The organism is Runella rosea (assembly GCF_003325355.1).
Classification (GTDB): Bacteria; Bacteroidota; Bacteroidia; order Cytophagales; family Spirosomataceae; genus Runella; species Runella rosea.
Genome location: NZ_CP030850.1, coordinates 2135036 through 2152502 on the forward strand (window position 1 = coordinate 2135036; position 17467 = coordinate 2152502).

Annotated in this window: 17 protein-coding genes and 1 tRNA gene; 5 read left to right on the plus strand and 13 right to left on the minus strand. The window is 38.3% G+C overall.

Going from position 1 to position 17467, the window contains the following annotated elements; genetic code table 11:
- Positions 1-399 precede the first annotated feature (399 nt).
- The 4 genes from DR864_RS09105 to DR864_RS09120 all read right to left on the minus strand — a co-directional run bounded on the left by DR864_RS09105 (position 400) and on the right by DR864_RS09120 (position 4552).
- Positions 400-1272 (minus strand): DUF8464 domain-containing protein, encoded by an 873-nt coding sequence (locus tag DR864_RS09105; protein ID WP_162793670.1) that lies wholly within the window; start codon positions 1270-1272, stop codon positions 400-402.
- Between the two features lie 324 nt (positions 1273-1596).
- Positions 1597-2964, minus strand: a complete 1368-nt coding sequence (locus DR864_RS09110) for a primase-helicase family protein (RefSeq protein WP_114066663.1) — start codon at positions 2962-2964, stop codon at positions 1597-1599.
- 102 nt (positions 2965-3066) lie between these two features.
- The gene (locus DR864_RS09115) at positions 3067-4275 is read right to left on the minus strand and encodes a site-specific integrase (RefSeq protein WP_114066664.1); all 1209 of its coding nucleotides are present in this window, start codon (positions 4273-4275) and stop codon (positions 3067-3069) included.
- A 40-nt stretch (positions 4276-4315) separates the two neighbouring features.
- Positions 4316-4552 carry a hypothetical protein gene (locus tag DR864_RS09120; protein ID WP_114066665.1) on the minus strand — a complete coding sequence of 79 codons (237 nt, stop codon included), beginning with the start codon at positions 4550-4552 and terminating at the stop codon, positions 4316-4318.
- A 129-nt stretch (positions 4553-4681) separates the two neighbouring features.
- On the opposite strand from DR864_RS09120, the gene DR864_RS09125 reads away from it, so the two are divergent.
- The 3 genes from DR864_RS09125 (at position 4682) to DR864_RS09135 (ending at position 6481) form a co-directional block, all read left to right on the plus strand.
- Positions 4682-5443 carry a helix-turn-helix domain-containing protein gene (locus DR864_RS09125; protein ID WP_114066666.1) on the plus strand — a complete coding sequence of 254 codons (762 nt, stop codon included), beginning with the start codon at positions 4682-4684 and terminating at the stop codon, positions 5441-5443.
- Between the two features lie 187 nt (positions 5444-5630).
- Positions 5631-5975, plus strand: coding sequence for a DUF2442 domain-containing protein (locus DR864_RS09130; RefSeq protein ID WP_114066667.1), 345 nt, complete (start codon positions 5631-5633; stop codon positions 5973-5975).
- Positions 5976-6019: 44 nt separating this feature from the next.
- A complete protein-coding gene (locus DR864_RS09135; protein WP_114066668.1) occupies positions 6020-6481 on the plus strand; it encodes a hypothetical protein in 462 nt (153 codons plus the stop codon).
- Between the two features lie 447 nt (positions 6482-6928).
- Here DR864_RS09135 and DR864_RS09140 read toward each other — a convergent pair whose 3' ends face one another.
- Together DR864_RS09140 and DR864_RS09145 are read right to left on the minus strand one after the other, a co-directional pair.
- Positions 6929-8476, minus strand: coding sequence for a sulfatase family protein (locus DR864_RS09140; protein ID WP_114066669.1), 1548 nt, complete (start codon positions 8474-8476; stop codon positions 6929-6931).
- Between the two features lie 34 nt (positions 8477-8510).
- Positions 8511-9293 (minus strand): sugar phosphate isomerase/epimerase family protein, encoded by a 783-nt coding sequence (locus DR864_RS09145; protein WP_229599549.1) that lies wholly within the window; start codon positions 9291-9293, stop codon positions 8511-8513.
- A 225-nt stretch (positions 9294-9518) separates the two neighbouring features.
- Here DR864_RS09145 and DR864_RS09150 point away from each other — a divergent pair.
- Both DR864_RS09150 and DR864_RS09155 read left to right on the plus strand, forming a co-directional pair.
- Positions 9519-9605, plus strand: a tRNA-Ser gene (locus DR864_RS09150).
- 309 nt (positions 9606-9914) lie between these two features.
- Positions 9915-11705: a DUF262 domain-containing protein gene (locus DR864_RS09155; protein ID WP_114066670.1), complete on the plus strand. Its 1791-nt coding sequence runs from the start codon at positions 9915-9917 to the stop codon at positions 11703-11705.
- Positions 11706-11859: 154 nt separating this feature from the next.
- Here the strand turns inward: DR864_RS09155 and DR864_RS09160 are convergent, their stop codons facing one another.
- The 7 genes from DR864_RS09160 to DR864_RS09190 form a co-directional block, all read right to left on the minus strand.
- A complete protein-coding gene (locus DR864_RS09160) occupies positions 11860-12159 on the minus strand; it encodes a hypothetical protein (RefSeq protein ID WP_162793672.1) in 300 nt (99 codons plus the stop codon).
- A 22-nt stretch (positions 12160-12181) separates the two neighbouring features.
- Positions 12182-13177, minus strand: coding sequence for an ATP-grasp domain-containing protein (locus DR864_RS09165; protein WP_114066672.1), 996 nt, complete (start codon positions 13175-13177; stop codon positions 12182-12184).
- A 369-nt stretch (positions 13178-13546) separates the two neighbouring features.
- Positions 13547-13858, minus strand: a complete 312-nt coding sequence (locus tag DR864_RS09170) for a hypothetical protein (RefSeq protein WP_162793674.1) — start codon at positions 13856-13858, stop codon at positions 13547-13549.
- Between the two features lie 191 nt (positions 13859-14049).
- Entirely contained in the window at positions 14050-14271 is a 222-nt protein-coding gene (locus tag DR864_RS09175; protein ID WP_114066674.1) for a hypothetical protein, read from the minus strand.
- Between the two features lie 357 nt (positions 14272-14628).
- On the minus strand, positions 14629-15834 hold the full coding sequence (locus DR864_RS09180; protein ID WP_114066675.1) for a VapE domain-containing protein: 1206 nt from the start codon (positions 15832-15834) through the stop codon (positions 14629-14631).
- 85 nt (positions 15835-15919) lie between these two features.
- On the minus strand, positions 15920-16120 hold the full coding sequence (locus DR864_RS09185) for a hypothetical protein (protein ID WP_114066676.1): 201 nt from the start codon (positions 16118-16120) through the stop codon (positions 15920-15922).
- Positions 16117-17400, minus strand: coding sequence for a site-specific integrase (locus tag DR864_RS09190; RefSeq protein WP_114066677.1), 1284 nt, complete (start codon positions 17398-17400; stop codon positions 16117-16119). Before DR864_RS09190 ends, DR864_RS09185 begins: the two co-directional genes overlap by 4 nt.
- Between the last annotated feature and the right edge of the window lie 67 nt (positions 17401-17467).

Genomic DNA, 17467 nt, shown 5'->3' on the forward strand with positions numbered 1-17467 from the left:
ACAATATTTAGGTTTATTCCCTTATTTGTCTCCTTCGATAAGCCTTTTGGCAATTATGCGAACAAAAGGCAGTATCCACCCTACGGGCTTCAAAGTTCACCTTGCAGTAAAGGCACTCTTTGCGGTAAAACATCCCTATCTCCGTTACTTTTCCATAATGTTCGTAATGAACTTTGTCTTTCTTAACGCTTACAAAATTGTAGTTGCGGTTGCTTTTCTTCTTTTCCATGTGTCTGAGTTGTTTCTGGTTTAGTTTCGCGTTATTGTTGGTTTATTTTCGGGTTATTGGTGGTTTAAAGGTGGCCTAAACAGCCATTTTGACTGGTTTTCTGCCATCATTTCTGCCTAATTTTCTGCCTCCCTACGCGCGTGCGTGTCGGCACGCGCGTAGGGAAACGGTTACCGCATCAAAAAATACTTCGTCAAATAATCGTTTACGTCTTCATAGGGTTTATACAACTCCCTGCAATCCGTTACGTTTATCCCTGCCATCGCTAGGGATTTCATTCCCGTTTCCCCTCCGCCATCGTTATCAAGGTAGCCATAAACCGTTTGATGCGTTTTAAGCAATGAGATTGAGGTTGGGATATTGGAAATAGAATTGAATACGATAACATCACAATTCGGTTCTTTGCCTTGCCAAACGATGTATGAGAGAAAATCAATAAAGCCCTCAAAAATCAACGCTGTTGAATTATCCGTTCCTTTCATCGTGGTTATCGCTTTGGGGTTGGTCGATAGCTGTACATAAACGTTTCGCAGTTCTAAACCCTTCAAATCATTTTCAAAGCAAACAGCAAACTGATTTTTGTCGTTGACTTTAAAATAACACTCTTTCAAGTACTTGGAAGCAATGGCAAACGGAATGCCTCGTACATTGCCCAAATACGCTATCAAGGCTTTATTTTCCAGTGCCTTTACTTTGAGTACTTCAATCGCTGATTTTTCATTGTAGGGCTTTATTGAGCCGCTAAAAGAAAAAGAACGGGTTATTCCGTCGAACGCTTCCAGTAATTGAACGGCATTGGCAAAATCACAGGCTTTTAAGCGACGTACTAACGTGATTACATCACCTCCTTTGTCGTCGGTCGTAAAGTCTTTAAAAACGTTTTTATGTGGGTTTACAAAAAATGACGGGGAATGTTCGTCTTTGAAGGGAGAATAATAAAGCAATTGCCCGTTTTGCTCTTTTTCGGGTTCAATGCCCATACTCGAAAGATAGGCCGTTATCGGTATAGTCTTTAGGCGTTGTATTACTTCGTTTGGTATCATTTCTTCTTTTCTTTTTAGCGGCTTAAAACAAACTTTAAAAATTGTATTGACCCTTTGCAAATGCCTTCAAAAGTGCCACTTTCAGCGTTTTATCAAAAAAGTGGAACATTTGGAACAAACTGAAAAAAGGCTAAAATTCTGGAACATTTGGAACAGGTTTGGAACAATTTTGGAACAGTATAAATAAATGAATATCAATGATATATATCACTTTGTTCCATTGTTCCATTTTTTTACTCATTTTTGAAAGTGGCACTTTTGAAGCTTTTTTCTGTTCCAAAAATGTTGCAACTCTGTTCCAAAGGTGTTCCAAATGTTCCAAAATCAGAGAGAGTCATTTGTACTTTTCCATGATTCAGCATCAAACTTGTGAAAGTTGTAATACGACTTATTTTGGGGAATCTTACCTAAAAAGGGTTCTTTACTCATTTCGGCAATTTTTCGGCTGTGATAGGTGTAGCGGCCTCTTTCCTCGGACTCTAACTTTAGCTCTCTTTCTACGGCATACTTGACTTGCTCACGCGTTATATTCTTTAATTCAACCTTCAATTCATCAACGATGTCGGCAATACCAAAGGAAAGTAATTGCTCTTCGGGGTATATGTCAAACGTGTCAATAATGAGTTGTTTAATCATTCGCCCTACCCTACTGATACTGTTATCGTAGTACAATTGAAGTTGTGCAGTTTGGTAAACCACAGGAGCAAAGTACATTCGGCTTTCTTTTTTGTAGCAAAGCTTCCTGTTGACCAAAAAATGAAGGAAATGAGGGATTTCTTTTTCTATCAATAACTCAATTAAAGGATTGTCTTTGATACCCTTTTCGGCAAATGTAGGCACTTTAAATACTGCCCAACGGGGGTCTCCGCGTTCAATGAAAAGGGCTTTCCCTTCTTCATTGGAAACAAAAATGAACTTGCCAAAAAAATCAACTTCGGATTGGGCTTTGTTCTTTTCGTTGACCGTTACTTTTCCCGTTTCTGTACTGAAACGTTTCAACATTTGAGTAATGCCCTTTTTTTCCAATGATGTTTCATCGACAATAATTGCCAGACGTTTTACCCAAACAGAATTAAAATCGCTTTGAAGGTCATTGTTGCCTATTTTAATGGCATTATCTTGGAATATCTTATAAACCACGTTGGCAAACGTTGACTTTCCCGTATTTTTTTCCTGAGATTCAAGCAACAAAATTGGTAAACGTTCATAAGGATTTGTGTAAAGCAACTGCAAATAATCAAGTGCAAAATCATAATAGGCTTCTCCAAATACGTGCTGAATAATGCCTAAAATTGTATTACAATTACCTTCTTTTGGCTTGTGAGTCAATTCACTGTATTCATTATAGAAGCCGTTGATTACCTGTCTGTAGTTGGTGTGAGAGGCGACCATACAAAAATCATCATATTTGGAAATGTATTTGATTACTCCGTGGGTATGGTCATCAATGATAGTGCCTTTATTCAGCTTCAAATAATCTTTAAGAGGTTTCCCTTCTTTATCAGGTCGATACACAATCTTGTAATAACTATCCGCTATCCGGATGTAATTTTTAGCCTTTTCTTTTAAATTTTGTTTGGTCTTTTCATCCTCTTCCTCAGTGGTAGTACCGCCTTGAATACCTGATGTTTTGGGCTCAGATTTTAGCTTATTAACTTGCTTTTTATCAGGAATATTAGTAGTTTTACTCATGCTTTTAAAGTTTTGACCTGATTGGGGAATCAGGTATTTTGAAAGATTCTTGGCATTAGAAAAAGACCTACCGTTTGGCAGGTCTTTTTTGTTTTGTTAAGGTCATAATTTTGCCCAGGCTTCATTTACCGCGTTGATAGTGGTTTCATCGTGGTATTTAGCATAATGCTTTGTAAGGGTCTGCGTATTGGTGTGACCAGTAGCATTTTTTAAAATGTCCGTTGGTACGCCCAAATTTGCCAAAAGAGTAGAAAAGGTTGAACGACCTATTCGTGTAGTAAGCGGGAAACGGTCAAATTTGATTTGAGCCTGAATAACCTTTAGTCTATCGTTCGCTTTTTGTGCTAATTCAGTAGGCAATAACAAACCCGTTTTTTTACAATGGTCTGAATACATTTCAAGTATTTTTAGCGCTACAGGTGGTAAAGGCACTACACGCCCTTTATTATTTTTCGTTCGGGGTTGCCTCAAAAGGATAACAGAATCTGAGAGCTTTTCTAAATGTTGGGGGCGAAGTACCCTCATATCGGAATGATTAAGACCTGCATAGCAGGAAAAAACAAAAATCCAGCGTACTTTATCCGTTCTTGGGTCTAAATTTTGCAACCCCTCAATTTGCCGTAACTCATTTAACATGAGAGGTTTAATATTGCGTTCTACGGGGTCTGCTTTGTAAGTACCAAATACATTTCTTTCTGTCCACCCATTCAAAATAGCAAAATTAAGAACCCGCTTCATAAACCCTAAATCCTTGTTTATTACCTCTTTACAGTACTTTTTTTGGGTTTTTAGAAATGTCTTGTATTCAGTGCAAATAATAGGCTGTATTTGGTCTAAAGGCAGATAGTGAGTTTTGTACTTTCGGGTTAAGAAGTCAGCAATATTATTTCTACGAACTCTAAAACGCCCAAAGGTTATTTTTTTGATTGAACCACTTTCCAGTTCATCTTTACGGCTTTCGATATACGAATCAATACAGCCCAATAAATTGGGGATGTCGTTTGTCCAGTCCCTTTTATTGGTTACATAGTCAAGCAACATATTTGCATTGATACTTTGCCGTTTTGCTTTGAACGTGTAGTAGATTTCGTTCAAATCTGTTTCTATCTGCCTGACAAGTGCAGTCTTTTGGTCATTGGGAATAATCGAACGGGTTGCGTTATGCCATCGCTCACCGTCTTCTATCTTTATCCCTATGCTCCGATAGTTGCTTTCTTTTCCCCCAAATTTGACCGCCATGTGTAGGTGGTTTACCCTTGTCTTAAAATAGGGTTTGGGATTGGTTGATGCTTTTTTTCTTAAATTTGCCATAAGCTTTACAATTAATAGCTGATTGTGAAATGATTAAGCCCTACTTCCGCGCCAACGGAGTAGGGTTTTGATTAAATAATACTTCAAGTGGTAATCCGAAATACTTAGAAAGGCTAACAGCTTCATCATAGGTTGGACGTTTTTTTCCTTCTACCAGTTGCCAGAATCGAATGCGGTTTATACCCACGTATGGATAAAATTTAGTTGTGGGCTGAAATTTCGTGAGGTACTTATCCTCAAAGGATTGTACAGCCGTTTGTAAGGGTGTTCCTAGCATAGACTTTAATGTTTTAGTTAATATTTACCACAAAATTTGTATTTATTAACCAATAAAACAAATATTAACACCAATATTTTGGTAAATTAACATAATATATTAGTATAGTATTACCATTAACTTTGTATTATGAACATTGAAACAAGAATTAAGGAGATAAGAGAATCAAAAAGGATAAAGCTTGCAGAAGTCGCTGCTGTGCTAGAAGTTGATGTGTCTAACTACTCCAAACTGGAAAAGAGAGGAAGTAAACTGTCTATTGAGCAGTTAGAAAAAATTGCAAAAGCTCTGGATGTCACGCTGATTGAAATTTTAAGCGGCAAACCTCAAAATTCGGAACCTTCCCAAAATGAAAAGGCTTTACAGAAACAAAACGAAGAATTAAAGAAACGGGTTGAAGGACTAGAGGACGCCTTGAAAGACAAAGAACTCATAAATAGAAACTTAACTGAAAAGTTAACAATCTGCGAAGAATACTTAAATGAGATTTTAGAAGGCTTATTTACAGACATTGCAATAGAAGAAAACCATTTTGGAACGCTAGTTTATTTAGACAACAACAACATTGTTAAAATTACAAACAAAGAGCTTGAGGAATTGTCAAGTGAGAAATTAGATGAAATATACAGCCACGATACAACTTATGAATTCTCAGACCATGAAATTGAAGAAACCATGAAAGAACTTTTTACCAATGAGAAACACAGAAAATTATCATCGTTAATTATGTGGACTGGAATGATAAAGGATGAGATGTTTGTTAAGTATTTTAAGAAATATATTGTTCATACAAATCCTACTGTACAGCAGATGATGCGAATGGTAAAATTTGAGAATAACCCGCTAGGAGTAAAAGGCTTTGATTCAAGAACTGGATTTGAGTTAGATTAAAGGCTAATTTTCGACCAATTTATAATTTCAATGAATGTATCGTAAGATACCAAAAATAGGTTGTACACCATAGGGTAAAACATGGGTTGAAATCTTAGAATGTTGGAGAAAGTAAAGCCTCAACAACAGTAATTGTACAGAAGAAACATGAAAATAAAATACGGTAGCTTAAAAAGAGGCAAGTAGTATGAGAGAAAACAACATTATGAATGCTGCACAAGGACTTTATGAGTTATACAAAGCTTTACCCAAAAAAGTACAACGGGAAATAAAAAAGCTAATTGCAAATGATAAAGAAAAGTCTTTACTAACTCACACTATCAAAAAACTAGGTTTTACACCACAAGGTAAAATGTGGGTAGAACTCTTAGACGGTCGTAGAATTGTAACGCCTTTAACCCCGTTTCCTTCCATAGAAAAACTATCTGCCCAACAGCGTAAAGCATGGCAGATTATTGACGGGGTTATGTTCTCATTTGTGGATTGTGATGAGGTTTACCATGTGTCGCAGCTACTCATAAAAGATGAGTAAGCCGTGTTTTGTATTATAATTAATATGTTAAAATAAAAAAAACAATGCAACCTATACCATTTGAATTAACATTGGATGAGCTTCGAGAGATTTCAACTCTTTATCCTAATATAGAAAAAAATAGTCATGTAGGGCATTGGGCCGTTTATATTGTTAGAAAATATTATCTGTCATTAGATTCTAACGCTACATTCACAAATGGTAAAAACGGTGCTGACATCGAAGTTAACTATCTAGGGAAAACCGAGTCTTTTGAAATAAAAGGAACAAATGATAAAGGCTTGGGATGGGGAAAACTAAAAGTCTCTAGTTTACCATGTTATAACGCTCTGGTTAATGGGATGAAAATAATACGGGTCAGCAATATTGGAAATCCTAATGTAACCTTACATTTTTTAGAATATAATAAGGATTTTACTTTAGAAGTAGAAGCACGTTGGACAATAAAGCCAGTAATTAAAGCGAAAGCAGGGAGGCCAAAAACACATATTAAATTAATTCTGTAACCTCGTTTGGATTAAAAAGATTAATTACCACATATCGCAGCTACATAGTAAACACAAGTGAACCCGTTTTGTAGTACGGTTTACAGTACAATAAGTTCATTGTACTAATTATTAATTAAATTGCTGATATACAGTCAGTTGATTGAATTTTGTACTTTGTATATCTTAGTCTGTTAAATCAAAATTTAGTACGTTTTACAGTACGCTGTTTAGATTTTAGTCTATAAGTGCCTGATAATCAATAAAGGGTTCGATTCCCCTATGGGTCACAAAATCGCTCTGCGGAAACGCTAAAAGCCTCAAAACCAAGTGTTTTGGGGCTTTTTACTTTTTAGCCTTTTTTGTAAAATGAGGCGCAATCCGAAAAATAGTAAACTCATTTTTTCAAAAATATCATCTCAGCATTTTACAAAACCCGTCTTCCACTTCTTCTATCCGGTAGAAAGTTTACTCTTTTGCGCCATTTCGGGTATAGCCGTTTTGTTGTTGTTGTTTTAATAAAGCTTGCAGATTAGCCGCAACTTTCGGATATGTCTCCATTAAGTTATTCGTTTCCGCTGGATCATTTTCAAGGTCATACAGTTGAGTGGGCAAAGCAGGATTTCTATGATTAGCTGGCCCTTTTGACCAGCCACCGCTGCCAGCACCGTCAATATATTTCCACTTTCCCGACCTAATGGCAAACATTCCATCAATCGAATGATGAATAATACTTTGTCGTACGGGCTTTTGGGCGGGCGAGGTTGTAAGGAGTTTGGAGAGGTCAAAGCTGTCCTGACCTGCATTTGATGGTAGCGACTGATTGGTGAGAGAAGCAAACGTAGCCATCAAATCAGTGAGGCAGATGGTGTGGTCAATGGTACGGGTTTTATGGATTACTTGTGGCCAACTGACAAGAAAAGGAACCCGGTGACCGCCTTCCCAAACATCCGACTTTTGGCCTCTGTACCCATAGTTTGCCCGATGCTTGGGGAATTTCTCCTTGTCGCCTGGCTTCCAGTCTGCTCCGTTGTCGGATGTGAAGATAACAAGGGTGTTTTCTTTTAATCCCAACGCTTCCAGTTTCGCCAACATCTTTCCCACTACAAAATCGGTGTGCATCACGAAGTCCCCGTAAATACCCGCGTTGGATTTCCCCCGAAACTCCCCTGACGGAACCCATGGGGTATGAGGGCTCGTCAAGGGTAAATACAGAAAAAAGGGCTTTTTCTGCTTACTCATTTCGGTCATGTATTGCTGCGCTTTTTGCCCCAAAATATCCAAAGTATTTTCTACGTTAAAGCCTTTTCCAGCGGGCCCCGTTCTCCAAAATATGCCCCTAGGTTCGTTATTCCCAGCCAATTCCACGATTTCTCGTTCGGTGGGTTTACCATTTTCAAGATAGAGATAAGGCGGAATATCCAAGGATGACGGGATAATATAACTATAATCAAACCCTAAATCGTTGGGCCCTTGGGTCAAATCCGCCTGAATATTCAGTCCGTCGCCCGTGGGCCACACATCAGGCTCTGAGCGAGGCGGTAGCATTGCCCCATTTTGATGAGGCCACGCAAGCCCCAAATGCCATTTGCCAACAACGGCGGTTTGATAACCCGCATTCTTGAGCAAATCGGCAATGGTAAATCGTTCATTTTCAATCAATGGAGGAGAAAATCCCCCCAAGACCCCTTTCTTTAAAGGCGACCGAAAGGCGTAGCGTCCCGTCAACAATCCATAACGAGTCGGGTAGCAAACCGACGAGCCTGAATGAGCATCGGTGAACCGAATCCCTGTCTGACTCAATTGGTTAAGATGAGGCGTCGGTATCTGCGAATCAGGGTTGTAGCACTGCAAATCACCGTAGCCCAAATCGTCGGCCAAAATAACAACGATGTTTGGTAGAGCAGAGGCCGATTTCTCCCCTTGACTGGTTTCATTGCTCGAAAAATAAGACCTAAAACCCAAAAGACCTATCAAAGCCCAACTGCTAAGAAAAACGCTATTCCCGAATTTCATCTTGAAAGTAGAATGTTAAAAATGTTAGCCTGCATCAAGCTTCTGTCCAAGTCTGACGGGCAAATGTTACGCTTTCTTGAATGCCCTCTCTCCCTTTGTTGGCCCACTCTTCCAAACAAAGCCATCCGTCAAAGTTTTTGGATTTTAAATAACTGAAAATCTCTCTAAAAGGCACGATTCCAGTCCCAAGCGCAACGGGTTGCAATTGCCCAAATGTGGCGGTTTCGGCTACGTGGATGGTCAATACTTTGTCAAAAACGGCGTCTAGAATTTCAACGGTATTCGGGTACCCTGCGGCTAAAATATTGGCGGTATCAAAATTAATCCCGACCGACGTTTCGCGCAGGCCTTCAGCAATCTGCAAAAAAATGGCGGGAGGATTACTAAAGTCGATATACTCCCACGCACCCGGCTTGGCGTGATTTTCGTACACGAGCTTGATGCCGTATTTGTCGGCCACGGGCGCCGCCTTTTTTAGGTATTCGATAGCCCACCCTATGCCGTCCTCCTCGTGGGTGCTGGGATGCGCCTGCCCAGCAGTTACGCGTACAAATTTGGCCCCTAAGGCCGAGGCCAACGCAATATCATGCACTAAAAAATCAAATTCCCGCTCCCGCTGCAAATGCTCTGGATGCGTAAAATCGGGGTAAGTGGTAACCATGATCAGCGGGATACCTTCTTTGGCTATCTCATTTTTTAGCTGAGCAATGTACTTGGGCGTGTGATTTTTGATTAAAGTAATACCCAAATCAAAACCGTCGAGTCCCAGATTTTTGCAAAGGCGGGCATATTCTGGGATGGTCATTTCATTATTCATGATAGCCGCGAATAATGACACCGATAAGCAGCTCATTTTCATCCTAATACGTTTATTAAAAGAGTAACTTCAACAAAGAAATCCATTTCACCCGCCTAAATACTCATTGAACCACAAATCATTTGCATTCTGCAGTGCCAATTCTTTTCGCAGATGCCCTTAAATTCTGTCGGTAATAGTTGTGTGTCCGCCTACTTTGGATTAGTTTTGCAACCTGAAATAAACAGAGAGGTGTCCGAGTGGTTGAAGGAGCACGCCTGGAAAGTGTGTATACGGGCAACCGTATCGAGAGTTCGAATCTCTTCCTCTCTGCAAAAAACTCAAAAACCCCTTAAATCTTGCGATTTGAGGGGTTTTCCCTTAAAAACGTTACCGATTAGCGTAACTCAAATGTAAAGCCTGCTAACGGTTATTAACGCCTTCCTTGAACGATTAAAGAGTCCAAAACAAACTATTCTAAGATATTTGTAGTACTTACAGTATTATTCATTAATGTTATCTATGATTAGGGGAGGATAAACATTCATACCGTTTGATAACTTTTTGATTAAAAGGTAGTATACAATTATAGTTTCCTATTTTTATAATGAAAACTTAAGTATTATATTAATTTATATTGAAATGAAAGAAATAAAACCTATTTCAACCTCAATACAAACTGAGCTCTCAATTAGGAATGAAAGTGTCCAAAGAATTTTTAATTTTTACAAGAATGACATTTTCTACGTTAATCGACGTTATCAGAGAAAGTTGATTTGGACTATTGAAGAAAAACAAAGGTTTATTGATTCAATAATAAACGGTCTTCCCGTTCCATTGATTTTATTGGCAGAAAGTGAAATTGATGGCAAAGATTCTTTCGAAATCATTGACGGAATGCAGAGGCTGAATACTATTAACTCATTTATACAAGGTGAATTTAGCTACAATGGACATTTTTTTGATTTAAATACTTTAGTAGAATCAAAATCACTACTGGACGCTGAAGAATTAACTCAAAAAGAACCAATATTAAACAGAAAACTATGTGAGCAATTTTCTAGCTATATTCTTCCATTATCAATATATTCGTTTACAGATTCGAACAAAGTTGATGAAATTTTTATACGGATAAACAGTTATGGACGTCATTTATCTAGGCAAGAATTAAGAGCGGCAGGAACACTAGAGAATTTTGGCGATTTAGTAAGATTAGTTTCATCTGAAATTAGGACAGATGTGTCACATGATGACATCCTTAATCTTAAGCAGATGAAAGAGATAAGTATTACAAATACAGGTTTAGATTATGGAATAAATGTTGATGAAATTTTTTGGGTATCTAATAATATTATTACTAAGGAAATGGTGCGGGAATCTAGGGATGAGGAAATAGTCGCTGATTTACTTTCGTCCATATCATTTAGCGAAATACCTGCAACTAGTTCAACAATTCTTGACGAATACTATGGGCTAAAATCGAGCACAAAATCAGAAGAACTTGACGTTGCCCTTCGTAAAATTGGAAGTAACGAATTACGTAGTCAATTTATTTCTGTGTACAATGTAATAAGGCAAATAATATCAATTTCAGGAGTTAACTTTCGGGATTTATTATTTAAAGATAATTCACAAAGGATTCCTCGTTATTTTCAAGTTATATTTCTAGCTATACATAAGTTGATGTTTAGAGAAAACAAGGAGGTAAATAGTTACACTGATTTGATAAAAAAACTTGGTGGATTATCAAACCAAATAAACATAACTGAAGGTGGAAATTGGAGCGCAACCAATCGCTCAACAAATATAGATGCTATTGCTGGCATAATAAATTCTTGTTTTAGAGATAAAACTTCAGACCCTGCTACTTTCAAGTGGCTTACCGAGTTCGAGTCCATATTAATGCAGTCTAAAACAGAACAAGCATCATATGATTTTAAACAAGGATTTACTCGTTTAGATGGCAATAACGTATTTGATGAAGATAATTTTAATAAAATTATCTTAACCCTAACTGCAATTGCTAATAATTCACCAAGAAGCAGTGGATATGTTTGTGTAGGTGTTTGTGATAAAAGGAAAGATTCGTTGAGAATAAAAGAAATTTATGGTATTGAATCACAACCATATCGAAATTTCTTTATTAGTGGTATTGAACATGAAATACCAAGTATTGCCAAAGATTTAGATGATTTCTTTAGGCAACTAATACAAAAAATTAAATCTCAACCAATTTCCGATGAGGCTAAAGATTACTTCTCAAAAAATATCAGAATAATAAATTATTTTGATAAAGATGTAGTTGTTTTCAAAACTAGTTCCTTAGATACACCCATGATTTATGATAAGAAATATTACGTTCGTCATGGAGCAAATATTGATGAAGTAAAGCCTGAAAATTATGCACACTTTTTTAAATCTTATTCTAAATAACAATTTATTTCTTGTACATTAAACAAAAAACACATTCTGAGTTTTTTGTTTAATGTACAAGAAATAAATCAAATTATCTGACAGTAATTTTATGTAATACAATTTGAATAATAACAGAAATATGTTTCGGTTGACTTCTCATATTTTGGATAATTCAGGGGTAAATAACTGACAGTTGCCTCAACATTGATTTTATCATCCTTCGTGCGCTATCATCCAACAGCGCGGCATAGGACTCATCCAACTCTGGTAAATTACAGGTGTTGGCAGCATGATTGTATGCTTTGACATACATGACAGTCAGTTTTACAAGGGTGTTTTCTATTTCCTGCAATGAAGGCAGCGCGGAAATATCAACCTTTTCCATTAATTCGGCTCTCTCAAGCAGTCTTTCAAAAGCATCTTTCAACACTTTCTTTTCTTGAGTGGTAGCCTGTTTTTTTGGTCGTGCCATTTTTCGATCCGGTTTAAGTTGGTTATTTATTCCAAGGTGCATTGAACCAACTTTTAGCGGATGGTATGGCAGCTTGCGCGGTTGCTTCTGCTTCTTCGGGCTTCTTGGTTTTTTCTACCTTCGTTTCGATGTATTCAACCAAATCGTTAAAATAGTTGTGACCGGTGATGTCGATAATCTTCGTACCGGGGTTGCCGTTCACTTCAATAACATACGTTTTGCCGTCCTCATCTTTGATGATGTCAACCCCTGCAAAATCAAGGTTTACCGCTTTGGCCGCTTTGATGCAAATGTCAACGTCGGAATCCGATAGTTCAACTTTACGACCGCTACCGCCTTGCGATATGTTAGCCCTAAAATCCTTCTTGCCGGCGCGTTCCATTGCTACGCTTACCTTATCGCCCACTACAATAGCGCGTATATCCTTTGAGCCGGCTTTAACAAACTTTTGAATCTTAACATTTGCTTTGAGTCTATACAGGCTTTCAAGTGCAGTATTGGCCGCTTGTGGTGTCTCAAGGATGAACACGCCTACACCCTGACTGCCATTGAGTAGCTTACCAATAGCGGGAAGGCCGCCTACCTTGTTGATAAGAAAGTCAATATGTACGGGGTTAGAGGCGTAGGTAGTAAGGGGAACCCGCAAACCGCGTGCGCTTAGTCGTTGAGTGGTCTTGAGCTTGTTTGAGGCCGTTTCCAGACCGTCGGCATCTTGTGCGCAATAGATGTCAAGATTGTCGGTTAGGTGTCTTAAAATGCTTGCACCATGAACTAAGCCGCCGCCTATCCTGCTGATGACGGCATCATAACTTTTTGCTTTGAGTCTAACGGGACTCTCAAGTGTAGCCGAACCGTTGTAAATACGGTCGTAGCCGCTTTCTGATTCGGAAACAAAAAGGTAAAGGTCGTCAGGGTTGTGATGCTCAAAGGTGTGTTCACGCTTGGTGATGGCATCAATCAAATGACGTGAGGGTGTACCCGTCGCGAGTACTAGAAAATTGAGGCTGTTACTACTCATGGCTATATTTTATTTAAAAGATTGAACAGCCACAAAGCAACAAAATCAACTTTGAAAAAAACAGGACACAAATTTTTGAAAAAATGAAGGGGTGTTCTAAAAAAAAATGATACTCTTTTTAGCGTATAAATGGGCGGGGTATATTCCCATTTTGTATGGTGGCAATTTCCACTACCGATAAAGTGCGGGCCACAGTATAGAGTGTAACAGGGTTCTTTATTTGATTGACAAAAAAATAACTACCTGTTTGATAGGTAGTTATCAGGGGTTTTGTTCAAAAACGAGTGCAAAACGTATGATTTAGAACGTTTTTTTTACTCAATACTTCGTTTTCATGGATTAAAAACGGCTTGCCATTGGTGATTCTATCTAAATATCAACCTCATTAAGTAGCTGAAAGGCCGTTTTAATGGTTTTTAACTTTCCTTTCAAAATTTCGCTTTCTTCTTCATTGGTTGCCTGCCATTGGTAATACTGTTTCTTTTCGGCCTCCCGTTTGCGGGTGACTTCTTCAAGCCGGGCCGCTTTTTTGGCGTAGTCTGCTATGATAAACTCAATGACGGCTTGACCCGTTTTTAGTCCTTCCTGCTTCATTACTTGGTTCATTATCTCGACCAAGTTCTTTTTATCTTCTAACCCGCGTAGGGTGATGGTTTTAAAGTCTTTGGATTCTGCTATCATTTTTTTTGTGTTTGGGGTTGATGGCCGCGTAGAGCTGTTGACCAGGTTATGAAAGTGATTTGTTTTTGATAGCAAATTGACGGCTGCAGGTTAAGCCTGGGCAAAGGGTCGAGTCTGTTTTTGCTATCAAAGTAGGGGTTTAAAACCTTACCCCTAAAAGAAGAAAAGCTCTTATTAAAAGCTCTTATTAACTATTCATAGAAAATGGGGTCAATCCTGATATTTCGCTCTCTGGTGTTTCCCTCAAAGTAAGCGGCTGTAATGATTTCCCCTTTTGCGATTTCCTTCTTTATGACTTCAATTGCTTTACCCATGTTGGCAACTTTAAAAGTTAGTTGTTGGGTTGCGTTTGCGTTTTGTGGGTTTGGCCTTCTGACGTAAAACTTTACTTTGGCTTGTTGGGTCTTTTCCATGTTCGATGGTAGTTGATTTGAGCTTTTTAATTTGAGCTTTTGAGGGCTTTTGGGGTGAAAGGTTGCGGCACTTCGTTTTCTTGGTTTTGTGCAACTTTTCACCTTTGCGGTTTATTGGTTTTGTGCAAATGGTGTAGAGAATTTTTGATTTTTACTTACTTAGTTACTTTTTATCTGTAAATCGTTGATTATCAGTACAAAATCTAAGTAAGTAGGTGAATTTTGTTAAAAATCAAGTTACTTAGTAGAGTATTAAAGACAGACTAAGTAACTAAGTAGGACTAAGTAGGTTGTATCTTACTTAGTATTTTTAAGTATAACTAGTTGATAGTTAAATACTTATAAGTGACTAAGTAACTAAGTAAGTTGATTTTCAATTTCAATTAAATAATAACCCTTCCTTTGAGTGCCAAACTGTTGTAAATACTTCTGTTCTTTCTTCCATTTCAGACTGCCCAACGCTTTACCAACTTGTACTTCATGCACCTTACCATATCCTTTATTTCTAAAGTATTCGCTTATGTCAACGCATTGGTAAAAATTAGCTTTTGGGTCGCTTTTCTCGGCACTTTTGAAGTGTTTGGTTATGAGGTTCATTTCAGAGGTTACACGCATAAACATTCGGTTTATTAACTCCGTTTGGTTAATATCATCATGCGATAATTCCCCCTTAAAACCGCCTTTTAGAAGTGCATAGGCTTGCGCCCAAACGTTGTTTATATCAATTTGACAATACCCGTCTTTTCCCCCGTTATCGTGGTTGATATTCAGTACGTTAAAGATTATCCAACGGACTGAACCCGTTTCATCCGTCAAAAACTCGGAGTTGTTGGTACTTGCTACAAATGAAGCCCTACGGGGGAACAAAACTTCTATACCAGAGAACAACGGAGCATATTTAACGCCACTTTCTGACAGGGTTGATTTAAACTCATTGTTCAGGTCTTTTTTGTCAAATTGTGCTAATTCATCAAGATTGATAAGGAAGTTTTGAACCAACGAAAATTTACTTTGCCGGCCGCCGTGAAAGTCGTACCCCTTTTTGTAGTATGGCTTTAATTTATCAGGTACTAAAAAATCAAAAAATGACGTTTTGCCGTCATGCTGTTTGCCCACAAACGTAAAGCAATGTTTGTTAAATTGGTTACTTCCCAAGGCTTGAGCAACGACGCGAACTAACATTTTTTTAAACATTGCTTCAAACCATTTTTGGTCATCGGTTTTAACAAAAGTTGACAATTGTTGGATGTAGTCCGGCTGTGAATTATCCCACTTGCTAAGACTCTCAAAGTATTCTTTGAAGGGGTCGTATTTGGGTATAATGGAAGAACCCAAAATAGCCTTTAATTCGCTATCAAAACGGGTATAACCTGCTTTCATAATGTTGTAACTCAAATCAGCCTGATTAATTGGCGCAAATGGTTCTTTACGGCCTTTGGGGCGTGCTTCAACGGTGTTTGTAATGACATTTATACGGATTTCGTTTGTTCCTAGAAGGAAATCTTCTATCTCATTAATCCGTAAAGTTTTACCCTTAACTTTTTGTTTTTTAGTAGTTTCCATATATTTGCTGTGTAGAAACGAAAAAATTAGTTGTTTAAAAAGATTGTACGAACGCCCACGGTTGCCCTACCGTGGGCGTATCTGTTTACAGGGATACTCTGCTGGTTTTAGTCGCCTCCTGAACCTTTAGAAGTGCTTCTTCTGCTTCATATAGTTCTTGCTTTAAAACAGCCTTTTCAAGTGTTAGAGAACCTATTACACCAAACAATGATATGATATAATTTTTGAGCGTATTTACATTGTTGGGTAAGTCATCGAGCTGAGATTGTAAACTTGGTGTATTCATCCTGCATCGCTAAGTTTAATGTCATTGTTTTTGAAGTCATTAATAATCCGTTCCGGGCGTGTTACGGTGTAATGTGTTTGGGTTGTGAGGGTGTTTGTATGCCCCATCATTGCCGAAACTGACTCCATTGGTACACCTTTGGTTAAGTAGTAGGTGGCCGCTGTACGACGGGCTACGTGTGAGGTTAGGCGTTTTGTCATGCCCATAACCCCGGCCAATTGTTTGAGGTAGTTATTATACTTTTGGTTGCTTATAATCGGCAACAATACCCCTTTACTGATTCGGGCGGGATGGTCTTTAAACAGGTCAATAATTCGACGGGCTTCGTGGTTTATGGGTACAATTGATTCTACGTTTGTTTTCTTACGGTTTATCTTGATGTACTCATTGCCTGTTTTTTCATCGAGCAAGATATTAGCCGTAGATACTCTCAAAAGTTCGGCATAAGAAAGGCCGGTATAGCACTGGAATAAAAAGGCTTGACGTATATGGTCAAGAATAGGGGCAAAAATTGTAAAGCTTTGCATTTCTTCCATTTCTGATTCAGTCAAAATTTCGCCCTTTATCTTTTCCAATTTTTTACGATAGTTCATAAATGGATTTCGGTTTATCCATTCATTTTCAAGGGCATAGTTAAGAACCCGTTTGAAGTGTTGGACTATGTGTGAGGCTACATTATGGCTGTAACTATGCTCATTTTTGAGGTATAATTGGAAGCGTTTGGCATCGGCCGGGGTTATGTCGTCCAATTCAGCATTTTTGCCATATTGCACTTGAGCAAACCCCTTTATACAGGTGTTCCATTTGGCTACTTTTTGGATTACGTGTTTGCCACATTCCCCCGCTTTAAACCGCTCTTTGGTCAACTCAAAAAATAGCTTGAGGCAGCTTTCTAAATTGGGAGTATCGGAGTTTAACATTTGCCCATTGGCAACCTGCCAAATTGCCTTTAAATTGATTGGGCGGGCTGTTAGCTTAAATTCGGCAATGGTGGCATTTAGTTTGGCTCTCAAATCTTGGAGTACCAAAGTAGTAGCCGGGTTGTATTTGATGCTCAAGGTCTCTTTATCAAATTCAGCCCGATTACAGATTATTCCCGTTGAATAGTTACGGCTTATTTTGTTGTGTGTCAGTCGAACAATAACACTCACCGTTTTTGCTTTTGCTTCGCTTTTTCGTACCCAAAACATGATACTTACGGTATTAGGCCGTGATTTTGTTTTACTACGTTCGGCGGCTCTAACCTGTTTTGTTAGATGACTTTTTTGTACTTTTGACATGGTTTTGACCTGTTTTCGTTGGACATGGTGAAACTACTAAGGCCGCCACTGGTGAGACAGTGCGCGG

What these genes read in the sequence shown, in the direction of transcription:
- DR864_RS09160 (WP_162793672.1), bottom strand. Translation starts at nt 12,159, where the DNA reads ATGGCACGACCAAAAAAACAGGCTACCACTCAAGAAAAGAAAGTGTTG.
- DR864_RS09170 (WP_162793674.1), bottom strand. Translation starts at nt 13,858, where the DNA reads ATGATAGCAGAATCCAAAGACTTTAAAACCATCACCCTACGCGGGTTA.
- DR864_RS09145 (WP_229599549.1), bottom strand. Translation starts at nt 9,293, where the DNA reads ATGAATAATGAAATGACCATCCCAGAATATGCCCGCCTTTGCAAAAAT.
- DR864_RS09125 (WP_114066666.1), top strand. Translation starts at nt 4,682, where the DNA reads ATGAACATTGAAACAAGAATTAAGGAGATAAGAGAATCAAAAAGGATA.
- DR864_RS09165 (WP_114066672.1), bottom strand. Translation starts at nt 13,177, where the DNA reads ATGAGTAGTAACAGCCTCAATTTTCTAGTACTCGCGACGGGTACACCC.
- DR864_RS09135 (WP_114066668.1), top strand. Translation starts at nt 6,020, where the DNA reads ATGCAACCTATACCATTTGAATTAACATTGGATGAGCTTCGAGAGATT.
- DR864_RS09120 (WP_114066665.1), bottom strand. Translation starts at nt 4,552, where the DNA reads ATGCTAGGAACACCCTTACAAACGGCTGTACAATCCTTTGAGGATAAG.
- DR864_RS09110 (WP_114066663.1), bottom strand. Translation starts at nt 2,964, where the DNA reads ATGAGTAAAACTACTAATATTCCTGATAAAAAGCAAGTTAATAAGCTA.
- DR864_RS09115 (WP_114066664.1), bottom strand. Translation starts at nt 4,275, where the DNA reads ATGGCAAATTTAAGAAAAAAAGCATCAACCAATCCCAAACCCTATTTT.
- DR864_RS09175 (WP_114066674.1), bottom strand. Translation starts at nt 14,271, where the DNA reads ATGGAAAAGACCCAACAAGCCAAAGTAAAGTTTTACGTCAGAAGGCCA.
- DR864_RS09190 (WP_114066677.1), bottom strand. Translation starts at nt 17,400, where the DNA reads ATGTCAAAAGTACAAAAAAGTCATCTAACAAAACAGGTTAGAGCCGCC.
- DR864_RS09185 (WP_114066676.1), bottom strand. Translation starts at nt 16,120, where the DNA reads ATGAATACACCAAGTTTACAATCTCAGCTCGATGACTTACCCAACAAT.
- DR864_RS09105 (WP_162793670.1), bottom strand. Translation starts at nt 1,272, where the DNA reads ATGATACCAAACGAAGTAATACAACGCCTAAAGACTATACCGATAACG.
- DR864_RS09180 (WP_114066675.1), bottom strand. Translation starts at nt 15,834, where the DNA reads ATGGAAACTACTAAAAAACAAAAAGTTAAGGGTAAAACTTTACGGATT.
- DR864_RS09130 (WP_114066667.1), top strand. Translation starts at nt 5,631, where the DNA reads ATGAGAGAAAACAACATTATGAATGCTGCACAAGGACTTTATGAGTTA.
- DR864_RS09140 (WP_114066669.1), bottom strand. Translation starts at nt 8,476, where the DNA reads ATGAAATTCGGGAATAGCGTTTTTCTTAGCAGTTGGGCTTTGATAGGT.
- DR864_RS09155 (WP_114066670.1), top strand. Translation starts at nt 9,915, where the DNA reads ATGAAAGAAATAAAACCTATTTCAACCTCAATACAAACTGAGCTCTCA.